Source organism: Kluyvera cryocrescens NBRC 102467, from assembly GCF_001571285.1.
Taxonomy (GTDB): Bacteria; Pseudomonadota; Gammaproteobacteria; order Enterobacterales; family Enterobacteriaceae; genus Kluyvera; species Kluyvera cryocrescens.
In genome coordinates, this window is sequence record NZ_BCTM01000031.1 from 1 (window position 1) to 19,147 (window position 19,147).

At 54.2% G+C, this 19,147-nt stretch carries 19 protein-coding genes; 13 read left to right on the forward strand and 6 right to left on the reverse strand.

Going from position 1 to position 19,147, the window contains the following annotated elements:
• Positions 1-316: 316 nt before the first annotated feature.
• Genes tauA through tauD form a run of 4 tightly spaced genes read left to right on the forward strand, consistent with a single transcriptional unit; the run spans position 317 to position 3,735 of the window.
• Positions 317-1,282: a taurine ABC transporter substrate-binding protein gene (tauA, locus tag KCR01S_RS18910; protein ID WP_061284622.1), complete on the forward strand. Its 966-nt coding sequence runs from the start codon at positions 317-319 to the stop codon at positions 1,280-1,282.
• Positions 1,283-1,292: 10 nt separating this feature from the next.
• Positions 1,293-2,060 carry a taurine ABC transporter ATP-binding subunit gene (tauB, locus tag KCR01S_RS18915; RefSeq protein ID WP_061284623.1) on the forward strand — a complete coding sequence of 256 codons (768 nt, stop codon included), beginning with the start codon at positions 1,293-1,295 and terminating at the stop codon, positions 2,058-2,060.
• Positions 2,057-2,884, forward strand: coding sequence for a taurine ABC transporter permease TauC (gene tauC, locus KCR01S_RS18920; protein ID WP_061284624.1), 828 nt, complete (start codon positions 2,057-2,059; stop codon positions 2,882-2,884). The genes tauB and tauC overlap by 4 nt, the downstream gene beginning before the upstream one ends.
• Positions 2,881-3,735, forward strand: coding sequence for a taurine dioxygenase (tauD, locus tag KCR01S_RS18925; protein ID WP_061284625.1), 855 nt, complete (start codon positions 2,881-2,883; stop codon positions 3,733-3,735). Before tauC ends, tauD begins: the two co-directional genes overlap by 4 nt.
• 160 nt (positions 3,736-3,895) lie before the next feature.
• Here tauD and olsF read toward each other — a convergent pair whose 3' ends face one another.
• Both olsF and hemB read right to left on the reverse strand, forming a co-directional pair.
• Entirely contained in the window at positions 3,896-5,614 is a 1,719-nt protein-coding gene (gene olsF, locus KCR01S_RS18930) for a bifunctional ornithine lipid synthase OlsF (RefSeq protein WP_061284626.1), read from the reverse strand.
• A gap of 119 nt (positions 5,615-5,733) precedes the next feature.
• Complete coding sequence (gene hemB, locus KCR01S_RS18935) at positions 5,734-6,708, reverse strand: porphobilinogen synthase (RefSeq protein WP_035895610.1); 975 nt, start codon at positions 6,706-6,708, stop codon at positions 5,734-5,736.
• A 499-nt stretch (positions 6,709-7,207) separates the two neighbouring features.
• Between hemB and KCR01S_RS18940 the strand changes: the two genes are divergently transcribed.
• A complete protein-coding gene (locus KCR01S_RS18940; RefSeq protein ID WP_061284627.1) occupies positions 7,208-7,834 on the forward strand; it encodes a helix-turn-helix domain-containing protein in 627 nt (208 codons plus the stop codon).
• Here KCR01S_RS18940 and ampH read toward each other — a convergent pair.
• Positions 7,831-8,988 carry a D-alanyl-D-alanine-carboxypeptidase/endopeptidase AmpH gene (gene ampH, locus KCR01S_RS18945; protein ID WP_061284628.1) on the reverse strand — a complete coding sequence of 386 codons (1,158 nt, stop codon included), beginning with the start codon at positions 8,986-8,988 and terminating at the stop codon, positions 7,831-7,833. The two genes, KCR01S_RS18940 and ampH, sit on opposite strands and share 4 nt — an antisense overlap.
• 332 nt (positions 8,989-9,320) lie before the next feature.
• Between ampH and sbmA the strand changes: the two genes are divergently transcribed.
• Positions 9,321-10,544, forward strand: coding sequence for a peptide antibiotic transporter SbmA (gene sbmA, locus KCR01S_RS18950; protein ID WP_061284629.1), 1,224 nt, complete (start codon positions 9,321-9,323; stop codon positions 10,542-10,544).
• A gap of 38 nt (positions 10,545-10,582) precedes the next feature.
• The gene (locus tag KCR01S_RS18955) at positions 10,583-11,683 is read left to right on the forward strand and encodes a DUF1615 domain-containing protein (RefSeq protein WP_112203368.1); all 1,101 of its coding nucleotides are present in this window, start codon (positions 10,583-10,585) and stop codon (positions 11,681-11,683) included.
• Here KCR01S_RS18955 and KCR01S_RS18960 read toward each other — a convergent pair.
• Positions 11,680-11,982 carry a DUF2755 family protein gene (locus KCR01S_RS18960; protein ID WP_061284631.1) on the reverse strand — a complete coding sequence of 101 codons (303 nt, stop codon included), beginning with the start codon at positions 11,980-11,982 and terminating at the stop codon, positions 11,680-11,682. The genes KCR01S_RS18955 and KCR01S_RS18960 overlap by 4 nt on opposite strands.
• Before the next feature lie 251 nt (positions 11,983-12,233).
• On the opposite strand from KCR01S_RS18960, the gene KCR01S_RS18965 reads away from it, so the two are divergent.
• Entirely contained in the window at positions 12,234-12,431 is a 198-nt protein-coding gene (locus KCR01S_RS18965; RefSeq protein ID WP_052283929.1) for a DUF2754 family protein, read from the forward strand.
• A 91-nt stretch (positions 12,432-12,522) separates the two neighbouring features.
• Here the strand turns inward: KCR01S_RS18965 and ddlA are convergent, their stop codons facing one another.
• Complete coding sequence (ddlA, locus tag KCR01S_RS18970; RefSeq protein ID WP_061284632.1) at positions 12,523-13,623, reverse strand: D-alanine--D-alanine ligase; 1,101 nt, start codon at positions 13,621-13,623, stop codon at positions 12,523-12,525.
• A gap of 275 nt (positions 13,624-13,898) precedes the next feature.
• On the opposite strand from ddlA, the gene KCR01S_RS18975 reads away from it, so the two are divergent.
• The 4 genes from KCR01S_RS18975 to KCR01S_RS18990 all read left to right on the forward strand — a co-directional run bounded on the left by KCR01S_RS18975 (position 13,899) and on the right by KCR01S_RS18990 (position 17,592).
• Positions 13,899-15,098: a multidrug efflux MFS transporter gene (locus KCR01S_RS18975; RefSeq protein ID WP_061284633.1), complete on the forward strand. Its 1,200-nt coding sequence runs from the start codon at positions 13,899-13,901 to the stop codon at positions 15,096-15,098.
• A 290-nt stretch (positions 15,099-15,388) separates the two neighbouring features.
• Positions 15,389-15,649 (forward strand): sigma-S stabilization anti-adapter protein IraP, encoded by a 261-nt coding sequence (locus KCR01S_RS18980; RefSeq protein WP_061284634.1) that lies wholly within the window; start codon positions 15,389-15,391, stop codon positions 15,647-15,649.
• 99 nt (positions 15,650-15,748) lie between these two features.
• Positions 15,749-17,158 carry an alkaline phosphatase gene (phoA, locus tag KCR01S_RS18985; protein ID WP_061284635.1) on the forward strand — a complete coding sequence of 470 codons (1,410 nt, stop codon included), beginning with the start codon at positions 15,749-15,751 and terminating at the stop codon, positions 17,156-17,158.
• A 95-nt stretch (positions 17,159-17,253) separates the two neighbouring features.
• Positions 17,254-17,592: a PsiF family protein gene (locus KCR01S_RS18990; RefSeq protein ID WP_061284636.1), complete on the forward strand. Its 339-nt coding sequence runs from the start codon at positions 17,254-17,256 to the stop codon at positions 17,590-17,592.
• Between the two features lie 55 nt (positions 17,593-17,647).
• On the opposite strand, the gene proC is transcribed toward KCR01S_RS18990, so the two are convergent.
• Positions 17,648-18,457, reverse strand: coding sequence for a pyrroline-5-carboxylate reductase (gene proC, locus KCR01S_RS18995; RefSeq protein WP_061284656.1), 810 nt, complete (start codon positions 18,455-18,457; stop codon positions 17,648-17,650).
• Positions 18,458-18,593: 136 nt separating this feature from the next.
• On the opposite strand from proC, the gene KCR01S_RS19000 reads away from it, so the two are divergent.
• Complete coding sequence (locus KCR01S_RS19000) at positions 18,594-19,046, forward strand: YaiI/YqxD family protein (RefSeq protein ID WP_061284637.1); 453 nt, start codon at positions 18,594-18,596, stop codon at positions 19,044-19,046.
• The last annotated feature ends 101 nt before the right edge of the window (positions 19,047-19,147 follow it).

The following is a 19,147-nucleotide window of genomic DNA, read 5'->3' on the forward strand; positions in this document are numbered from 1 at the left end:
ACCGCGGGGCCGCGGGGATTATTAAGGGGGGCGCGGCGTCCCCCTTAGCCCGTTCACTGGGGAAGTTATTTCATTTTCTGCCAAACATAAAGTGAACGGAATTTTGCGCTTAACTGACATAAATTAAGCCTAATAGCCCCAACTTTTACCGCAATTCCCCCACCCAAAAACAGCCCGCGAAATCCCACGCCACGACTATCCTTTGCCGCTTTTTTTCTAAAAACGAAATGGAATTAACAAGCACTTTTAATTCCTTTATCAACCCCCCTTTGCCACGAAATACTGCCCACATAACAAGACATGGGAGCAGGACATTATGGCAATCGCATCGCGTTTCACCCTTATCGCCGCTACGCTGGCGCTGTTGGCTTTCCAGGCGCAGGCCGTGGACGTCACTATTGCGTATCAAACCTCCGCAGAGCCGGCCAAAGTGGCCCAGGCGGATAAAACTTTCGAAAAGCTCAGCGGGGCGAAACCGGATTGGCGCAAGTTTGATAGCGGCGCCAGCATCGTGCGGGCGTTGGCCTCCGGCGACGTGCAGATTGGCAACCTCGGCTCAAGCCCGCTGGCGGTCGCCGCCAGCCAACAGGTGCCGATTGAAGTCTTCCTGCTGGCCTCGCAATTGGGGAATTCCGAAGCGCTGGTGGTGAAAAAAGCGATTACCAAACCGGAAGATCTGATCGGCAAGCGCATCGCCGTGCCGTTTATCTCTACTACCCACTACAGCCTGCTGGCCGCGCTCAAGCATTGGGGCATCAAGCCGGGCCAGGTACAGATTCTGAACCTTCAGCCGCCGGCGATTATTGCTGCCTGGCAGCGCGGAGATATTGATGGAGCCTATGTGTGGGCGCCGGCCGTCAACGAGCTGGAAAAAGACGGCACCGTGCTGACCGATTCGGCGAAAGTGGGCGAGTGGGGCGCGCCGACCCTTGATGTATGGGTGGTACGTAAAGCCTTTGCCGAGAAACACCCTGAGGTGGTGAAAGCCTTCGCCAAAAGCGCAATTGATGCGCAGCGCGGTTATATCGATAACCCGGATAAATGGTTGGCCCAGCCGGAGAACATTAGCAAGCTGTCGCGTCTGAGCGGCGTCCCGGAGTCCGACGTGCCGGGGCTGGTGAAAGGCAATACCTATCTGACCGCTGAACAGCAGGCACAGGCGCTGAATGGCCCGGTCAACAAGGCGATTGTCGATACCGCGCAGTTCCTCAAAGAGCAGGGCAAAGTGCCTAACGTGGCGACGGACTACAGCCAGTACGTTACCGACCGTTTCGTGAAGTAAGGGGGCTGTGATGCTGCAAATCTCGCATCTTTCCGCCGATTACGGCGGTAAACCGGCGTTGGCGGATATCAATCTTACCGTCGACAGCGGCGAATTGTTGGTGGTGCTGGGGCCGTCCGGCTGCGGCAAAACCACGCTGCTGAACCTGATTGCCGGATTTGTGCCTTACCAGCACGGCAGCATCACCCTGGATGGTAAGCGCGTGGATGGACCGGGCGCTGACCGCGGCGTGGTCTTTCAAAATGAAGGGCTGCTGCCGTGGCGCAACGTACAGGACAACGTGGCGCTGGGATTACAACTGGCCGGCATCGGCAAGGCTGAGCGCCGGGAAACCGCCGCGCAGATGCTGAAAAAAGTCGGTCTTGAAGGGGCGGAAAAACGCTTTATCTGGCAGCTTTCCGGCGGCCAGCGTCAGCGCGTCGGTATCGCCCGTGCGCTGGCGGCTAACCCGCAATTGCTGCTGTTGGACGAACCGTTTGGTGCCCTAGACGCGTTTACCCGCGAACAGATGCAGACGCTGCTGCTTAAGCTGTGGCATGAGACCGGTAAAAAGGTGCTGCTGATTACCCACGATATTGAAGAAGCGATTTTTATGGCCACCGAACTGGTACTGCTGTCACCGGGTCCGGGCCGGGTGCTGGAGCGTTTGCCGCTCGATTTTGGCCGGCGTTTTGTCGCCGGAGAGGCCTGCCGCAGCATTAAGTCCGATCCGCGTTTTATCGAACAGCGCGAGTACGTGTTAAGCCGGGTGTTTGAGCAACGGGAGGCCTTCTCATGAGCGTGGTGATTAACGATAAACCGCGTCAGCGCACGCTGAAGCTGCGCTGGCCTTTTTCGCGTCATTTGACGCTGAGCCTGACTACCCTGACGGTATTGTTGGCTATCTGGTGGGCGGTGGCCGCCGCCCAGTGGATTAGCCCGCTGTTTCTGCCTGCCCCTGGGCAGGTGCTGCAAAAACTGATTGCCATCGCCAGCCCGCAGGGCTTTATGGACGCCACGCTGTGGCAGCATCTGGCGGCGAGCCTGGCGCGTATCGTGGTGGCGCTGCTGGCGGCAACGATTATCGGCATCCCGGTGGGAATTGCCATGGGTTTAAGCCCAACGGTGCGCGGCATTCTTGACCCGCTGATCGAGCTGTATCGTCCGGTGCCACCGCTGGCTTATTTGCCGCTGATGGTTATCTGGTTTGGCATTGGCGAAACCTCAAAAGTGTTGCTGATTTATCTGGCGATTTTCGCGCCGGTTGCCATGTCGGCGCTGGCTGGCGTGAAGAGCGCACAGCAGGTGCGCATTCGCGCGGCACAGTCGTTGGGCGCTAGCCGGACGCAGGTGCTGTGGCTGGTAATTTTGCCGGGCGCACTGCCGGAAATTTTAACCGGGCTGCGCATTGGTTTGGGCGTGGGCTGGTCAACGCTGGTGGCCGCCGAACTTATCGCCGCCACTCGGGGTTTAGGTTTTATGGTGCAATCTGCCGGGGAATTTTTGGCCACCGACGTGGTGCTGGCAGGGATTGCGGTGATTGCGATTATCGCTTTCGGTCTGGAATTAGGGCTACGCGCGCTTCAGCGCCGTCTGACCCCCTGGCATGGAGAAGTACAATGAGTGAACGTCTGGCTATTACCCCGCTGGGGCCGTACATTGGCGCGCAAATTTCCGGGGCGGATTTAACCCGCCCGCTGAGCGATAACCAATTTGAACAACTGTATCATGCGGTACTGCGTCATCAGGTGGTGTTCCTGCGCGAGCAGTTGATCACCCCTGAGCAGCAGCGCGAGCTGGCGCGCCGCTTTGGCGACCTACACATTCACCCGGTCTATCCGCATGCGCCGGGCGTGGAAGAGATTATCGTGCTGGATACCCATGACGATAATCCGCCGGATAATGACAACTGGCATACCGATGTCACCTTTATCGATACCCCACCGGCGGGGGCGATTCTGGCGGCCAAAGAGCTGCCGTCAACCGGCGGCGATACGCTGTGGACCAGCGGAATAGCCGCCTACGAGGCGCTCTCCGCACCGTTTAAAGCGCTGCTTGGCGGCCTGCGCGCCGAGCACGATTTCCGTAAATCATTCCAGGAATATAAGTACCGGAAAACGGAAGAAGAGCATCAGCGCTGGCTGGAGGCGGTGGCGAAGAACCCGCCGCTGTTGCATCCGGTGGTGCGCACGCATCCGGTGAGCGGCAAGCAGGCGCTGTTTGTGAATGAAGGTTTCACTACCCGAATTGTGGACGTCAGCGAGAAAGAGAGCGAGGCGCTGCTGAGTTTCCTGTTTGCCCATGTCACCAAACCAGAGTTCCAGGTACGCTGGCGCTGGCAGCCGAACGACGTGGCTATTTGGGATAACCGGGTGACGCAGCACTATGCCAACGCCGATTATCTTCCGCAGCGGCGCATTATGCACCGGGCGACGATCCTCGGAGATAAACCTTTTTACCGCGCGTCATCATGATGATCCTCTCTCCCAAATTGGGAGAGGGAAAAGCGCCGCTATGCTTCACATCGTGAGTTTCAGATTGAGATACCCGGGCGACCACCGGGTTTGGCGTCCCTCCAGGAACCCAATCCCGGCGTTTATTCTCATCGCATGGCTTACGTGAACGGTGTTATCGCTATGCTGACTTTGCTTCGTCCAGATGCGTGCCAATATAGCGCTGATAGCGGTTGGCCTTCAGATAAGTTAAATCCACCAGTACCAGCCCATCTACGCAGTTGTTGAAATCCGGATCGCTACCAAAATCGATAAACTGCACGCCGCCCGGTTCGCACACTTCGGAGTATTGTTTATACAGCGGGGGAATACCGCAGCCGAGGTTGCCGAGCAGCGACTTCAGCCGCGTCAGATCTTCGCTGTAATCTTCACCGCCAAACTGCGCTAATACGTCGGGCAACGACGCTGGGTACGGGCGACGTGATTCCGCCAGCGGGTGGCTGGCGGGGAACCATAGACGATAAAAGGCGACCAGCAGATCCCGCGCCGCAGGCGGCAGGCCACCGGAAATCGACACCGGGCCGAATAGATAGCGATAGTGCGGATAGCGCGCCAGGTAGGCCCCAATTCCGGACCATAAATAATCTAGCCCGCGACGTCCCCAGTAGCGTGGCTGAATAAAGCTACGTCCTAGCTCAATGCCGTGCTGGAGGATATCGTCCATGCGTTCATCGTAGTGGAACAGGCTGTAGCTATAAATGCCGTCCAGCCCGCGCTTTTCCAACTGCATAGCGGTAGGCATAAAGCGGTAGGCACCCACAATTTCCAGGTCCTCTTCATCCCATAAAATCAGATGCAGGTAGTCATCATCGTAGGCGTCGACGTCGCGGCGTTTGCCGCTACCTTCGCCTACTGCCCGAAAGGCGATCTCCCGCAGACGCCCCAGCTCGCGCAGCAGCGGTGCATCATCCTGACCATTGCGCTGCCATAAATAAATGACTTTACCGTCCGCCGTGCGTCCCAGACATTCGGCCTGATTCAGCTCACGCTTGACCTGCGCGCGGGGCTCGGGGCGGGCGATGGCGCTTTCGGTTCGAAAGATGCCCGGCAGATTTTTGCCCAGCAACAGTACGTGGCGGTAGCATTTGTCAGCCATCTCGCGGGGCGTAGATTGCGGGTTAAACCAGGCGGACCATGCGATCTGCTGGCCAATATTCACCGGCAGGCTACCGTTGCGGCGGCGGAACATTTGCTGCATCAATAACAGCAGCGGCAGATGCGAGGATACCAGCGTACTGGCATAAAACAGGGCGCTATTGCGTGCGTCAATCCACGCGGGCAGCAGCGGGGCGCGATATTTGGCGGCGAGCTTAATAAAGCCAGAGTGCCATTTTTTATCGCGAATACCGCGTCGGGTCAGCCGCGAGACCTCGCCCGCAGGGAAGAAGATCAGCACGCCACCGTTTTGAAGCTGGTGGTCCATTTGCTGGAGCGCTGATTTTGCCGTGCGGCCATTAATGTTATCGACCGGGATAAACAGGGCGCTCAGTGGTTCAAGGTGGGTCAGCATGCGGTTAGTGACGACTTTTACGTCGCGACGTACGCGGGATACCGCGTAGAGTAATGCCAATCCGTCGAGTGTGCCGGTGGGGTGGTTGGCAATGATGACCAGCGGGCCCTGTTCGGGGATCTGTTCCAGATTTTGTACCGCAACATCACAGTGGATATTCAGGTGCTCCAGAACCTGTTCGACCGCATCTAAACCCTTTAGATGACGATGCCGCGCAGCAAACTGTTGAAACTCTTCTTCATGCAGCAGTTTTTTGAGTAGTTTTTTTTGCCAGGGGGTTGGCCTTGCCTGAGGCCACAGGTCATCGATGACATTGTCGAGACTAAACATAGCAGCTCCTCCTCTGTCCTGCTTTGACAGTAGAAGGGGGATATGTCGGTTATATGGCGGTTTGGTGACGTTTTGTGAAAGATGAAAACGCCCCGCGAGCGCAGGGCGTTGAGAGGCGATTAACGTAGGATTTTTTTCTCGGCCAAATCGAGGGCGAAATAGCTGAAGATGAGGTCGGCGCCGGCGCGTTTGATGGCGCCAAGGCTTTCCAGTACCACTTTTTCTTCATCAATTGCCCCGGCCTGAGCGGCAAATTTGATCATCGCGTATTCACCGCTGACCTGATAAGCGCCAATTGGCAGCTCGGTGCGTTCGCGAATATCGCGCAGGATATCCAGGTACGCGCCAGCAGGTTTCACCATCAGGCAATCTGCGCCCTGAGCTTCGTCCAGCAGCGACTCGCGAATCGCTTCACGGCGGTTCATCGGGTTCATCTGATAGGTTTTACGGTCGCCTTTCAGCGCCGTTCCCGCCGCTTCGCGGAATGGGCCGTAGAAGGAGGAGGCGAATTTGGTGGAGTAGGACATGATCGCGGTGTCGGTGAAACCGGCTGCGTCCAGCGCCTGACGAATTGCCTGAACCTGACCGTCCATGGCGGCTGAAGGCGCGATGAAGTCCGCACCGGCGGCGGCCGCAACCACTGCCTGCTTGCCGAGATTCGCCAGCGTCAGGTCGTTATCGACGCCATGATCGCACAGCACGCCGCAGTGGCCGTGAGAGGTGTATTCGCAGAAACAGGTATCGGACATGACGATCATTTCCGGTACGGTTTGTTTGCAGATACGGGACATACGCGCCACCAGGCCGTCTTCTTTCCAGGCGTCGCTGCCGGTGTCATCGGTATGGTGGGAGATACCAAAGGTCATCACCGAGCGAATGCCGGCGTTGGCAATACGCTCAATTTCGCGTGCCAGATGTTTTTCCGGAATACGCATCACGCCTGGCATGGCTTCGATAGCTTTGTAATCGTTGATCTCTTCTTCAACAAAGATCGGCAACACCAGGTCATTTAAGCTCAGTGTTGTCTCTTCAAACATAGCGCGCAGCGCAGGGGATTTGCGCAGGCGACGGGGGCGATGGAGTAAGTCTGTCATGGTATGCCTGATTTTTGTGAAACAAGGAGGCGTATTGTAACTGAATCATCGGCTGAATGTTTTACTAAAGTGGTGGTTAAGGTATTGGCCGGTGAGAGTCATCGTCGTCGAATTTAACCATCCGCCGGGATAACGGCAACAGCGGAGATAAATTAATTCAGATGATTGTTTGCGGTGAATATCGTGATGTTCTCTGGAGGGACGAAATGTCTTTAAAATAAATTTGTTGAATGTGTCGGTGATAATTATATATTTGACGGTATGTTCTGTCTCGCGAAATCACAGTTAACGGGCATCGTATATTGCCGGTGTTAGAAATCCTGAAACGAATATTTAATAAACTATAATTGAACTGCTTATTATGCTCGTTGCATACTCCTTGCGCTCAGTATGAAGGTTCTTGTTGAATCCCCTCGTATGCAGGGACGGTAACTTCCCTGTATGTTTTCTTCTCAATGCTCATCATGATGACGAGCATTTTTTGCACGGATTGCATAGCATGCCCACTTTGAGTAAACCGCTCAGTGAGTTTTATTCGCTCGACAAAGAGCTATCTCAACAGGGGACAAGATTTACTCTGTCCGCCGGTGCCACGTTTCTTCCCCCGAACCGCATATTAAATGACGCCACGATTGTGATTCAGCACGGCACGGCCTCTTTGCATCGCAATAATAATCACATTCTGTATGGCATCGTCCAGGGGCCGGTGATTTTTGGCCTCGCGGCGGGGGTTAGCCAAATTCACAATGAATATATGCTGACCGCAGAAAGCGATTGCCGAGGGTATTATCTTGCGGCCAATGAGACGTTGGAGTGTCTTGAAAATCACCAGCTTTGGCGCGAGGCGTTTTATTGGATGGGCTGGCAAACCCGCATGTTAGAACTGCGCGATAAACAGCTGATTGGCACTAACCATTATCACCAGATTCGTTCAACCCTATTTATGATGATGGAGTGGGACGCGGAAATCCGTGAACGTATCGGTGTCCTGAATTATATCCAGCAGCGAACGGGAATTTCTCGCTCGGTGATTGCCGAGGTGCTTTCCGCACTGCGGAAAGGGGAATATATCCAGATGAATAAAGGCAAACTCGTCAGCGTGACGCGTTTGCCTGATGATTATTAAGACGCCGGAATCACCGCGGATTTATTGCCACTGAGTTCGGTCACCAGATCGTTAATACCATCGCTCATATTCACGAAGCGGGTCAGCGGTGAGCGCGTAATCACCACGAATGCCCCCACGTTTGACTGCGGGATCATCGCCATATAGGTAATAAAGCCGCCGCCGCCGCCGGTTTTCTGAATAATGCCCGGGCGACCATTTTTCGGTGCCATATAAACCCAACCGAGGCCCAGCGCATCAGCGCGGCCCGGCACATCCATACCGATGACGCGGGTAAGCTGGCTGCGTTTGTAGACCAGCGTCTGCATCCGGTCAGCCTGATTGCTACGATGATAGAAATCGGATGAAAGATACTGCTGCATCCAACGCATCATATCGCCAGGCGTGGAGTAGACCCCACCGCTGCCCATCGCCGCCAGCGTGTTATTGCACGGACTCGCACCTTTTTCTGCCACCATCAACCGCCCGCACTGATCGGGAGACGGCGTAAAGGTGGTGTCCTTCATCCCCAGCGGACGGGTTATCTGTTCTTCAAACAGCTGCGGATAGGGCTTGCCCGCGGCATTGCCCAGCGCATCGGCAAGCAGATCGAACGCTAAATTAGAGTAGCTGGCCTGAGAGCCCGGAGCGGCATGCAGTTTTGCCGTTGAGAGGTAGTTCCAGCGCTGCGACTGTGTCGGCCAGACGAAAACCGGGCGATGCGCCGCGCCGCCGGGCTGCTCGCGAGGCAGGGCACTGGTATGAGTCGCCAGATTCACCAATGTAATTGGGGTGCCGTTATATGTCGGGACGCGGGAGCCAGGCGGCGCATATTTACTGAGCGGATCGTTGAGCTTCACCACTCCCTGATCGAGCAGCTTCACCAGCATTTCGCTGGTCATCAGTTTGCTCAGCGAGGCAATGCGGATGACTGAATCAAGCTGCGGGTGAACATTGTTGCCTGGTCGGGTTTCGCCAAAGCTGCGGAACACCCGCTGGTTGCCATCAATAACGACCAGGGCCATGCCGGTTGCGCCGCTGCCGTAAAAAATATGGTTGGCATAGCGGTCAGCGATATCGGACGCAAACGCCGGGCTGGTAATAGGCTGTGCAGCCTGCACCGAGGTCAATGACGCCACGCAGAGCGCGGCAGAAAAAAGCAGACTACGTTTCAACGGAGGCATCCATGAATTGAAATGGGAAAGTAACGCGTATTTATACTAAAAATACAACGAATCGGCACCTGGCGCAGCGCCATTAAACGGTATGATAGCGGGAAAAACGTAACCGGGCGTAAATGCGAGGATTATTCATCAGCGGGATTGCACGCTTTTGTGATCCAGCGCGTATGATAAGCCAGGTGGCGTTGCCGCGAACTCTGCCAGAATTTTCCGGTCTGATTGCCCAGAAACATTGCCTAATACCTCTTTACGGTAAAAATTTTCCGTAACGGTATTCTGTGGTCACAGCATGAAACAAAACCATAAGAAGTTAGCAGGAGAGCACTATGTTTAAGTCTTTTTTCCCAAAGCCAGGACCTTTTTTCCTCTCGGCGTTTATTTGGGCACTGGTCGCCGTCATTTTCTGGCAGGCAGGCGGTGGGAGTTGGCTGCTGCGTTTGACTGGGGCAAGTCACGATATTCCGATTAGCGCTGCCCGATTTTGGTCGCTGAACTATCTGGTTTTTTATGCTTATTACCTGATTTGCGTCGCGCTGTTTGCCGGATATTGGTTTATCAGCAGCCCGCATCGCTGGCAGTATTGGTCCATTCTGGGTACCGCGCTAATTATCTTTGTCACCTGGTTTATGGTCGAAGTCGGGGTAGCGATAAACGCCTGGTATGCTCCATTCTACGATCTCATTCAGACGGCGCTCGCGTCGCCGAACAAAGTCTCGATTAACCAGTTCTATCAGGAAATTGGCATTTTCCTCGGCATCGCGCTGATTGCCGTTGTCATTGGCGTACTGAATAATTTCTTCGTCAGCCACTATGTGTTCCGCTGGCGTACGGCGATGAACGAGCATTACACGGCCCATTGGCAGCATCTGCGCCACATTGAGGGTGCCGCTCAGCGTGTGCAGGAAGACACCATGCGCTTTGCTTCGACTCTAGAGGATATGGGTACCAGCTTTATTAACGCCATCATGACCCTGATTGCGTTCCTGCCGGTGCTGGTTACGCTCTCCGCACATGTCCCCAATTTGCCGATTATCGGTCACGTTCCTTACGGTTTGGTGATTGCCGCTATCGTCTGGTCGCTGATGGGGACCGGGATGCTGGCGGTGGTCGGGATTAAGCTGCCGGGGCTGAACTTTAAAAATCAGCGCGTTGAAGCCGCCTACCGTAAAGAGCTGGTTTACGGTGAAGATGATGCCAACCGCGCCACACCGCCAACGTTGCGTGAGCTGTTCAGCGCGGTGCGCCAGAACTATTTCCGCCTCTATTTCCACTACATGTACTTCAATATCGCGCGTATTTTGTATTTGCAGGTAGATAACGTTTTCGGTTTGTTCCTGCTGTTTCCGTCAATTGTTGCCGGTACGATTACGCTTGGTCTGATGACGCAGATAACCAACGTTTTCGGCCAGGTGCGCGGCTCTTTCCAGTATCTGATCAGCTCCTGGACCACGCTGGTGGAACTGATGTCTATCTACAAACGTCTGCGCAGCTTCGAGCGTGAACTGGATAATAAAGATCTGCAAGATGAAGTCGTGCAGCCACAGAGCTAAACGACAACCGTTTATTTTGATAAGGACAGCTCATGGCGATGGCCAAAACGCGTTACTGCGCTTTACCCCTTACGTTGTTGGCGGGGGCATTGCTGAGCGCCTGTACCAGCCAGCAGGCCCCGCAGATGAAAGCGGGAGAGAAGCCGGTGGATGTGGCAAGCGTGGTGCGGCAGAAGATGCCCGCTAGCGTGAAGGACCGGGACGCCTGGGCGCAGGCGCTGGCGAAAACCTTCGAAAGTCAAAAGCTGGCTCCGACCGAGGAAAATATCTGTTCGGTGCTGGCGGTCGCGCAGCAGGAGTCGAACTATCAGGCTGACCCCGCGGTGCCGGGGTTGAGTAAAATCGCCTGGCAGGAGATCGACCGCCGCGCTGAAAAGATGCATATCCCGGTCTTTCTGGTTCACACCGCGCTGAAAATCAATTCACCAAACGGCAAAAGCTACAGCGACCGCCTGGACAGTGTGAAAACGGAAAAACAGCTCAGCGCGATTTTTGATGACTTTATCGGCATGGTCCCGATGGGGCAGAAGCTGTTTGGTTCCTTGAATCCGGTGCATACCGGCGGGCCGATGCAGGTGAGCATTGCCTTCGCTGAAGGGCATCAGGACAACTATCCGTGGAAGATGGACGGTACCGTGCGTCAGGAAGTCTTTACGCTGCGCGGTGGCCTGTGGTTTGGCACCTATCATCTGCTGAACTATCCGGCTAACTATACCGCGCCGCTCTATCGCTTTGCTGACTTTAACGCTGGCTGGTATGCCAGCCGTAACGCGGCATTCCAGTACGCGGTGAGTAAAGCCACCGGCGTGAAGCTGGCCCTGGACGGCGATGTTGTGCTGTACGGCAGCGATGAGCCGGGAAGCACCGAAACGGCGGTCAGAAAGCTGGCGGATAAACTGTCGCTGAGCAACAGCGAAATTCATAACCAACTGCGCAAAGGCGACAGCCAGGCGTTTGAAAATACGGCTCTGTACAAAGGGGTTTATAAGATTGCCGAGCAGAAGGCGGGTAAGGCGTTAGCCAGAGAAATGTTGCCGGGAATTCAGTTAGAAAGCCCGAAAATCACCCGTAAGTTAACGACCGCATGGTTCGCAAAACGGGTTGATGAGCGTCGGGCTAAGTGTATGGCTATCCATTAATTCCGATGACGCAGGCGGCGCACCAGCGATACCACACCAAGGATTGCGCAGCCTGCCAGGAAAGGCACAACGCCGAAAAGCGTGCCCACACCTAAACCAATTTCCACCCGCGGACGGCCGCTATCCTGCATTTGCATCAAATGTTCATATACGCCGGGCGCGTGTGCGACCAGAGATAACAGCTGCGCGCCCACTGAAAAGCAGAGTAAGACAAATAGCGCGTAGGCCAGGTTGCCAGAGGTGGAGGACGTCCTCTTCTTCCCGGTAAAAATGCGTTTTGAGAAAGTGAAATCTGTCATGGGTACCTCCAGATAACGTGATTGCGACGATTTCGTGATACAGAGGGAGTGTGGCAGTAGAAGGGTGTTGTCAATATCGGATTTATGCTAAATTTTGAGCAGGAATAATCCTGGTTTTTAAGCGTAACGTGGTTCGGCATTGGTCTCATTTTTACTTCTGCCGCCAATCACGTTCACCTCCGTAATTGTTGTTTACCCCACAGACGCCGCCGAGGGTTTATGGCATCATCATTTTTTTTACTGGAGCCGCTATGAACCTGCCTGCAAAAATTCGCCGCGATTGGCACTATTACGCGTTTGCGATCGGTCTGATTTTTATTTTAAACGGGATTGTGGGCCTGCTTGGCTTCGAAGCAAAAGGTTGGCAAACCTATGCGGTAGGGCTAGTGACTTGGGTCATCAGCTTTTGGTTGGCGGGCTTTATCATTCGCCGTCGGGAAGAGGATTAATGCTTTTACGAAACGACCCGGTAACGTCATACGATGCCGGGTCGCGGTCCGGTTCTGCCTGGTCGCCAAATGCGAACCAGGCTGAGGTTATTTACCCGTTCATCGATGTTTTCAGCGCTTTATCGGCCTGATGACGCTCCAGCGCCAGTTCAATCAGTCGGGTAATCAGTGAGGTGTAGTCCAGCCCGCTGGCCTGCCACAGTTTTGGATACATGCTGATGTTGGTAAAGCCTGGCAGGGTGTTGATTTCATTAATCACCACCTCGTTTTCAGCGGTGAGGAATACATCAACGCGTGCCATCCCGCTACAGCCCAGCGTCTGATAAGCGTCAATTGCAACCTGGCGAATTTTATCGTTCACATCGGCGGCGATCGCCGCAGGAACCACGACTTTGGCCCCATTGTCGTCAATGTATTTGGTGTCGTAAGCGTAGAACTCGCTGTTCAACACAATTTCACCGCAGGTACTGGCTTCAGGGAAATCATTACCCAGCACCGCGCACTCGATTTCACGGCCTTTAATCCCCTGTTCCACCACGACTTTATGGTCAAACTCGAAGGCCAGCGCCACCGCTTTTTGGTACTGTGCGGCATCGTTGACTTTGCTGACGCCAACGGAAGACCCCTGGTTTGCCGGTTTCACAAACAGCGGCAGGCCGAGTTTTGCTTTTAATTCATCAAAGGTGAAGCTGTCGCGGTTGCGGCGCGTCAGGGTGACGAACGGGGCGATGGCAAGTCCCGCGTCGCGCAGCAGACGCTTGGTCACGTCTTTATCCATACAGGCGGCGGAACCTAACACGTCAGACCCGACAAACGGCAGGTTAGCCATGCGCAGCATGCCCTGCAGGGAGCCATCTTCGCCTAGCGTACCGTGAACAATCGGGAAAATGACGTCAATGGCGTCCAGCGGCTGTCCGCTGGCGGCGTCGATCATTTGATGATGTTCTTTGCCCGGAATATGGGCCAGCGTCGTGTCTGAAGGGCGCAGGGCGATACGGGCAGGATCCTGTGCGTTTAACAGATAGTTCTGCGCATCGCTGATGTGCCATTGCCCTTGCTTATCGATACCCAACAGCACAACATCGAAGCGCGTTTTATCGATCGCTTCGACGATATTCTTAGCCGACTGTAGGGAGACTTCGTGCTCCGCTGATTTACCACCAAAAACAATGCCCACCCGCAACTTCGCCATTTCTATTTCCATCCGTTCCAAACGCAAAGCACATAACATACCACGGGCATGATAGGGCATCTGCCTTTTCCATCCCGTATGACGTGAATAACCCGTAGAGTGTAAGCATAACTCACCGCAAGATGGCTTTTTTATCGTGATATATGTCACACAAATCGCTTAGCTGGCTTATAAAATTCTGAAATAATCGATTAAGCATCTCTGACAATACTGAGAGAAAGGCATCTTGCTAACCTGTCTACCTGTTCCCGTAAACTGAATGAATGCGCGTAGTGATGGAATCCTGGAAGGTTAATCTTATTTCGGTTTGGCTCGGTTGCTTTTTTACCGGCCTGGCGATCAGCCAAATTTTGCCGTTTTTACCGCTGTACGTTGCACAGCTGGGGGTGACATCGCATGAGTCGCTCTCGATGTGGTCTGGGTTAACCTTTAGCGTGACCTTTCTGGTATCGGCGATTGTTTCGCCGATGTGGGGGAGCCTGGCGGACCGTAAAGGGCGCAAGCTGATGCTGCTCCGTGCCTCTTTAGGGATGGCGATTGCCATTTTGCTTCAGGCTTTTGCGACCAACGTCTGGCAACTGTTTATCCTGCGCGCGGTGATGGGCTTAACCTCCGGTTATATCCCCAATGCGATGGCGCTGGTGGCTTCACAGGTACCGCGTGAGCGCAGCGGTTGGGCGCTGAGTACGCTATCGACGGCGCAAATCACCGGGGTGATTGGTGGGCCGCTGCTCGGTGGTTTTCTCGCCGATCATGTCGGCCTGCGAATGGTCTTTTATATCACCGCATTCTTGCTGCTGGTAAGCTTCCTGATCACGCTTTTTCTGATTAAAGAGGGGCCGCGCCCATCGTTCAATAAAAGCGAAAAACTCAGCGGTAAAGCCGTATTTGCCTCTCTACCGTATCCGGGATTGGTGATCAGCCTGTTTGTTACCACTATGGTTATTCAGCTGTGCAATGGCTCAATTAGCCCAATCCTCGCGCTGTTTATTAAATCGATGTCGCCGGACAGCGGTAATATTGCGTTTTTAAGCGGTATGATTGCCGCCGTGCCGGGCGTGTCGGCGCTCATTTCGGCGCCCCGTTTGGGCAAACTTGGCGATCGTATTGGTACCGCGCGCATTTTATTAGCGACGCTGATTTTTGCAGTTGTGCTCTTTTTTGCCATGTCATTTGTCACCACGCCGCTGCAGCTCGGTATTCTGCGCTTTATTCTTGGCTTCGCTGACGGCGCAATGCTGCCGGCGGTACAGACGCTGCTGCTAAAATATATTAGTGAGCGCGTCACCGGGCGCATTTTTGGCTATAACCAGTCGTTTATGTATCTCGGCAACGTGGTTGGACCCTTAATTGGTGCTTCAGTCTCGGCAATGGCCGGATTCCGCTGGGTGTTTATTGTGACTGCGGTGATTGTCCTGATTAACCTTTGGCAATTGGCGGTGATGCTGCGGCGGACTCAACCGGTACGCCAGTAATATCCAGCCAGCAAGGGAATAAATACCGTCGTGTTTATTCCCTCTGGCTGGCGGTATTATCTATAATTTAATGTAATATTATGCGAGCAAAACGTTTCGCTTGCGATTTTCGCAAGTAATTCCATGATATCAATAAGGATTATATTTTTATCTGTTTCTCTTGCAGAATTGTCTGGATATTGTAATTCTATTCTTGGTTGCTACAGGGGAATGGAACCGTATGTTTTATCGGTCTATTTAATTTCAGGGCCTGCGTCCTGCCCATCGCTGTCATACAAGGAAAACGCGCGATGAAAAATTTCATTGCAGAACTGCTGGTGAAGCTGGCTGAAAAGGAAGATGAAGCAAACGCATTGCGTATTCAGGTCGATGCGCTGGAAGTGGTGGTTACCACGCTATTACAGCATATGAAACACAACCCTACGTCGGCGCTGGACAGTGATATAGCGGCCACGCTGAATAAGCTGAAACCCTCAGAGCATGCGCCCGATGATAATAACGAATTATTATATAATCATGTGAAGCGGTTATTTTTATCCCCCAAAGATTAGTAGGTATTACGTTTTTTAGCGCTGTCATTAAACTGTCACGCTCTTTTCTTACAGTCTCCGTGTTTCATTTTTTAAGTATTTGTACATGGAGAAACTAACGTGAAATACAGCGCAATCTTTGCCGCATTATTACCTCTGTTATGCCTACCTGCCGCTCAGGCAGAAACTTCTGCTAGCGTGTTAGATAACCGCGCCGCGCACGGGGATATTACCCAGCCGGGCGGTGCCCGCCGTTTATCCGCCGATCAAACGGATGCCATTCGCGCTTCGTTAAATAATAAACAGGCGAAAAACGTTATTTTGCTGATTGGCGATGGAATGGGCGATTCCGAAATTACCGCGGCACGTAACTACGCCGAAGGTGCGGGCGGTTTCTTTAAGGGGATTGATGCATTGCCGTTGACCGGCCAATACACCCACTACGCGCTGAATAAAAAAACCGGTAAGCCTGATTATGTCACCGACTCTGCGGCGTCGGCCACTGCCTGGAGCACCGGGGTGAAAACCTATAACGGTGCGCTTGGCGTCGATATCCATGAAAAAGACCATCAAACAATCCTTGAGCTGGCAAAATCCGCTGGGCTGGCGACCGGCAACGTTTCGACAGCTGAACTGCAGGATGCGACTCCCGCTGCGCTGATTTCGCACGTGACCTCGCGAAAATGCTATGGCCCAAGCGTGACCGCGGAAAAATGCCCAACTAATGCGCTGGAAAAAGGCGGTAAAGGATCCATTACCGAACAGCTCCTGAACGCGCGGGCAGATGTGACGCTGGGCGGCGGGGCAAAAACCTTTGCTGAAACAGCAACCGCAGGCGAATGGCAGGGGAAAACCCTGCGCGAACAGGCGCAGGCGCGCGGCTACCAACTGGTGAACGACGCGACTTCACTGGCTGCTATTTCTCAGGCGAACCAGGATACACCGCTGCTGGGCTTGTTCTCTGAAGGTAACATGCCGGTGCGCTGGGAAGGGCCAAAAGCCACGTACCACGGTAACATCGATAAAGCCGCCGTCACCTGTACGCCTAATCCAAAGCGTGATTCCAGCGTGCCGACGCTGGCGCAAATGACGGATAAAGCCATTTCACTGCTGAGCAGCAACGAGAAAGGTTTCTTCCTGCAGGTTGAAGGGGCATCCATCGACAAACAGGATCACGCGGCAAACCCATGCGGCCAGATTGGTGAAACGGTTGATCTGGATGAAGCGGTACAAAAAGCGCTGGAGTTTGCCAAGAAAGAGGGCAACACCCTGGTCATCGTCACCGCCGACCATGCTCACTCTAGCCAGATTATCCCACCGGAAACCAAGGCTCCTGGGCTAACGCAAGCGCTGAACACCAAAGATGGCGCGGTGATGGTGATGAGCTATGGCAACTCGGAAGAAGAGTCGATGGAACACACCGGCACTCAACTGCGTATTGCGGCTTACGGTCCACATGCGGCGAACGTGGTGGGGCTGACTGATCAGACCGATCTCTACTACACCATGAAGGCGGCTCTCGGGCTGTAATCATTCACCACCCGATGGCATTTTTTTGCCGTCGGGTTGGTAAAATCCCTGCCAGCGACCAGACTTACCGTGATCTCTCACAAAAGGATGGTGTTATGAAAACAACATTAATGGTCACTTTGCTGTGCGGTTTGTTTGCGGCGTCCGCGGCTTCTGCGGCGACCACCGCGGCCACGGCGGCGGAGAAAACCCTGACTCCGCAGCAGCAGCGTATGAGCAGCTGTAATCAACAGGCAACCGCCAAAACCCTGAAGGGCGATGAGCGTAAAACCTATATGAGCACCTGTCTGAAAGGCGCAGGGGCCGGTGCTGACGGTAAAACGCTAACGCCTCAGCAGCAGAAAATGAAGGATTGTAACGCGCAGGCGGCTCAGAAGACCTTAAAAGGCGATGAGCGCAAAACCTTTATGAGTACCTGTCTGAAAAAAGGTTAATTGATTTTCTGTGGCAAGCGAGTGAGGCCCGACAGTGATTGCCGGGCCGTAATGCTTAAGATTTGCTCATTTTCTCGGATTTTTCCATGCATTTTGCCATCGCTTCGATGACGGCAGAGCGGAAGCCTTTCTCTTCCAGAACCCGCACGGCTTCAATCGTGGTACCGCCCGGCGAGCAGACCATATCCTTCAATTCACCCGGATGTTTCCCGGTTTCCAGCACCATTTTCGCGGAGCCCATCACCGCCTGAGCGGCAAATTTATAGGCCTGTGCGCGCGGCATACCGCCGAGCACGGCGGCGTCGGCCATGGCTTCAATAAACATGAAGACGTAGGCCGGTGCGGAACCGCTGACGCCAACGACCGGGTGGATCATCGGCTCGGCAATCTCTTCGGCCGCGCCGAAACAGCGGAAAATATTCAGCACATCGGCGATGTCTTCTGGCGTTACCAGAGCGTTTGGCGTGACCGAGGTCATCCCCGCGTTGACCAGGGATGGCGTATTTGGCATCGCCCGCACGATTTTACGATCGTGGCCCAGCGCGCGCGCCAGTTGCTCCAGAGTAATCCCGGCGGCGATAGAAACCACCAGCGAGTCTTTATTGAGGCTGGAGGCGATTTCACTCAGCACCTTCACCATAATGCCCGGCTTCACCGCGCCGAAGACGATATCAGCAACCTGCGCCACTTCCTGCGCGCTCTGCGAAGCATTGATACCGAACTCATCGCGCAGCGCGGCGACTTTATCCGGTGATGGGGTATACACCCAAATCTGCCCAGGAAGTACCTGTCCGCTCGCAATCAGGCCGCCAAGAATGGCTTTTCCCATATTACCGCAGCCAATGAAGCCAATTTTCTTCTCCATCATGTCTCTCCCTCTGTCTGTTTTTTTTCGTAGTGTACTGTTATAGGCGATTCCCGGCGATGGGTAACGTACTTTTACGACTTTATTACCTTACCGTATAATCGCCCTTTAAGAATGAGCGCAGGCAGGAATAATAATGACGATTTGGGTTGATGCGGACGCGTGTCCTAATGTGATTAAAGAGGTGCTGTACCGCGCCGCAGACCGTACGCAGATTGAGCTGGTGCTGGTGGCAAACCAGTATTTGCGCGTCCCTCCGTCGCGTTTTATCCGCGCCATGGTCGTGCCGCAGGGCTTTGATGTGGCCGATAACGAAATCGTCCGCCTGTGTCAGCCGGGCGATCTGGTGGTGACGGCGGATATTCCGCTGGCGGCTGAAGTACTGGAAAAGGGCGGTGCGGCGCTGAATCCTCGCGGGGAGCGCTATAGTCATGCCACTATTCGTGAGCGCCTAACGCTGCGTGATTTTATGGATACCATGCGCTCCAGCGGTATTCAAACCGGCGGTCCGAGCGCGCTTTCGCAGCGCGATCGCCAGCAGTTTGCCGCTGAACTTGATAAGTGGCTGCTGGCGGTAAAGCGCGGCTGACAGGATTTCTGTCATCAGAATGTGCTACCTTTGCCGCGTTATCCGGCTTGTCAAAACAAGCCTCTTTCATGTACTGTTAGCGCAACGCTTTGTGGCATCTT

Excerpts from the sequence above, each read along its gene's own strand:
- tauA (WP_061284622.1), top strand. The coding sequence starts at position 317 with ATGGCAATCGCATCGCGTTTCACCCTTATCGCCGCTACGCTGGCGCTG.
- tauB (WP_061284623.1), top strand. The coding sequence starts at position 1,293 with ATGCTGCAAATCTCGCATCTTTCCGCCGATTACGGCGGTAAACCGGCG.
- tauC (WP_061284624.1), top strand. The coding sequence starts at position 2,057 with ATGAGCGTGGTGATTAACGATAAACCGCGTCAGCGCACGCTGAAGCTG.
- tauD (WP_061284625.1), top strand. The coding sequence starts at position 2,881 with ATGAGTGAACGTCTGGCTATTACCCCGCTGGGGCCGTACATTGGCGCG.
- olsF (WP_061284626.1), bottom strand. The coding sequence starts at position 5,614 with ATGTTTAGTCTCGACAATGTCATCGATGACCTGTGGCCTCAGGCAAGG.
- hemB (WP_035895610.1), bottom strand. The coding sequence starts at position 6,708 with ATGACAGACTTACTCCATCGCCCCCGTCGCCTGCGCAAATCCCCTGCG.
- KCR01S_RS18940 (WP_061284627.1), top strand. The coding sequence starts at position 7,208 with ATGCCCACTTTGAGTAAACCGCTCAGTGAGTTTTATTCGCTCGACAAA.
- sbmA (WP_061284629.1), top strand. The coding sequence starts at position 9,321 with ATGTTTAAGTCTTTTTTCCCAAAGCCAGGACCTTTTTTCCTCTCGGCG.
- KCR01S_RS18955 (WP_112203368.1), top strand. The coding sequence starts at position 10,583 with ATGGCCAAAACGCGTTACTGCGCTTTACCCCTTACGTTGTTGGCGGGG.
- KCR01S_RS18960 (WP_061284631.1), bottom strand. The coding sequence starts at position 11,982 with ATGACAGATTTCACTTTCTCAAAACGCATTTTTACCGGGAAGAAGAGG.
- KCR01S_RS18965 (WP_052283929.1), top strand. The coding sequence starts at position 12,234 with ATGAACCTGCCTGCAAAAATTCGCCGCGATTGGCACTATTACGCGTTT.
- ddlA (WP_061284632.1), bottom strand. The coding sequence starts at position 13,623 with ATGGCGAAGTTGCGGGTGGGCATTGTTTTTGGTGGTAAATCAGCGGAG.
- KCR01S_RS18975 (WP_061284633.1), top strand. The coding sequence starts at position 13,899 with ATGGAATCCTGGAAGGTTAATCTTATTTCGGTTTGGCTCGGTTGCTTT.
- KCR01S_RS18980 (WP_061284634.1), top strand. The coding sequence starts at position 15,389 with ATGAAAAATTTCATTGCAGAACTGCTGGTGAAGCTGGCTGAAAAGGAA.
- KCR01S_RS18990 (WP_061284636.1), top strand. The coding sequence starts at position 17,254 with ATGAAAACAACATTAATGGTCACTTTGCTGTGCGGTTTGTTTGCGGCG.
- proC (WP_061284656.1), bottom strand. The coding sequence starts at position 18,457 with ATGGAGAAGAAAATTGGCTTCATTGGCTGCGGTAATATGGGAAAAGCC.
- KCR01S_RS19000 (WP_061284637.1), top strand. The coding sequence starts at position 18,594 with ATGACGATTTGGGTTGATGCGGACGCGTGTCCTAATGTGATTAAAGAG.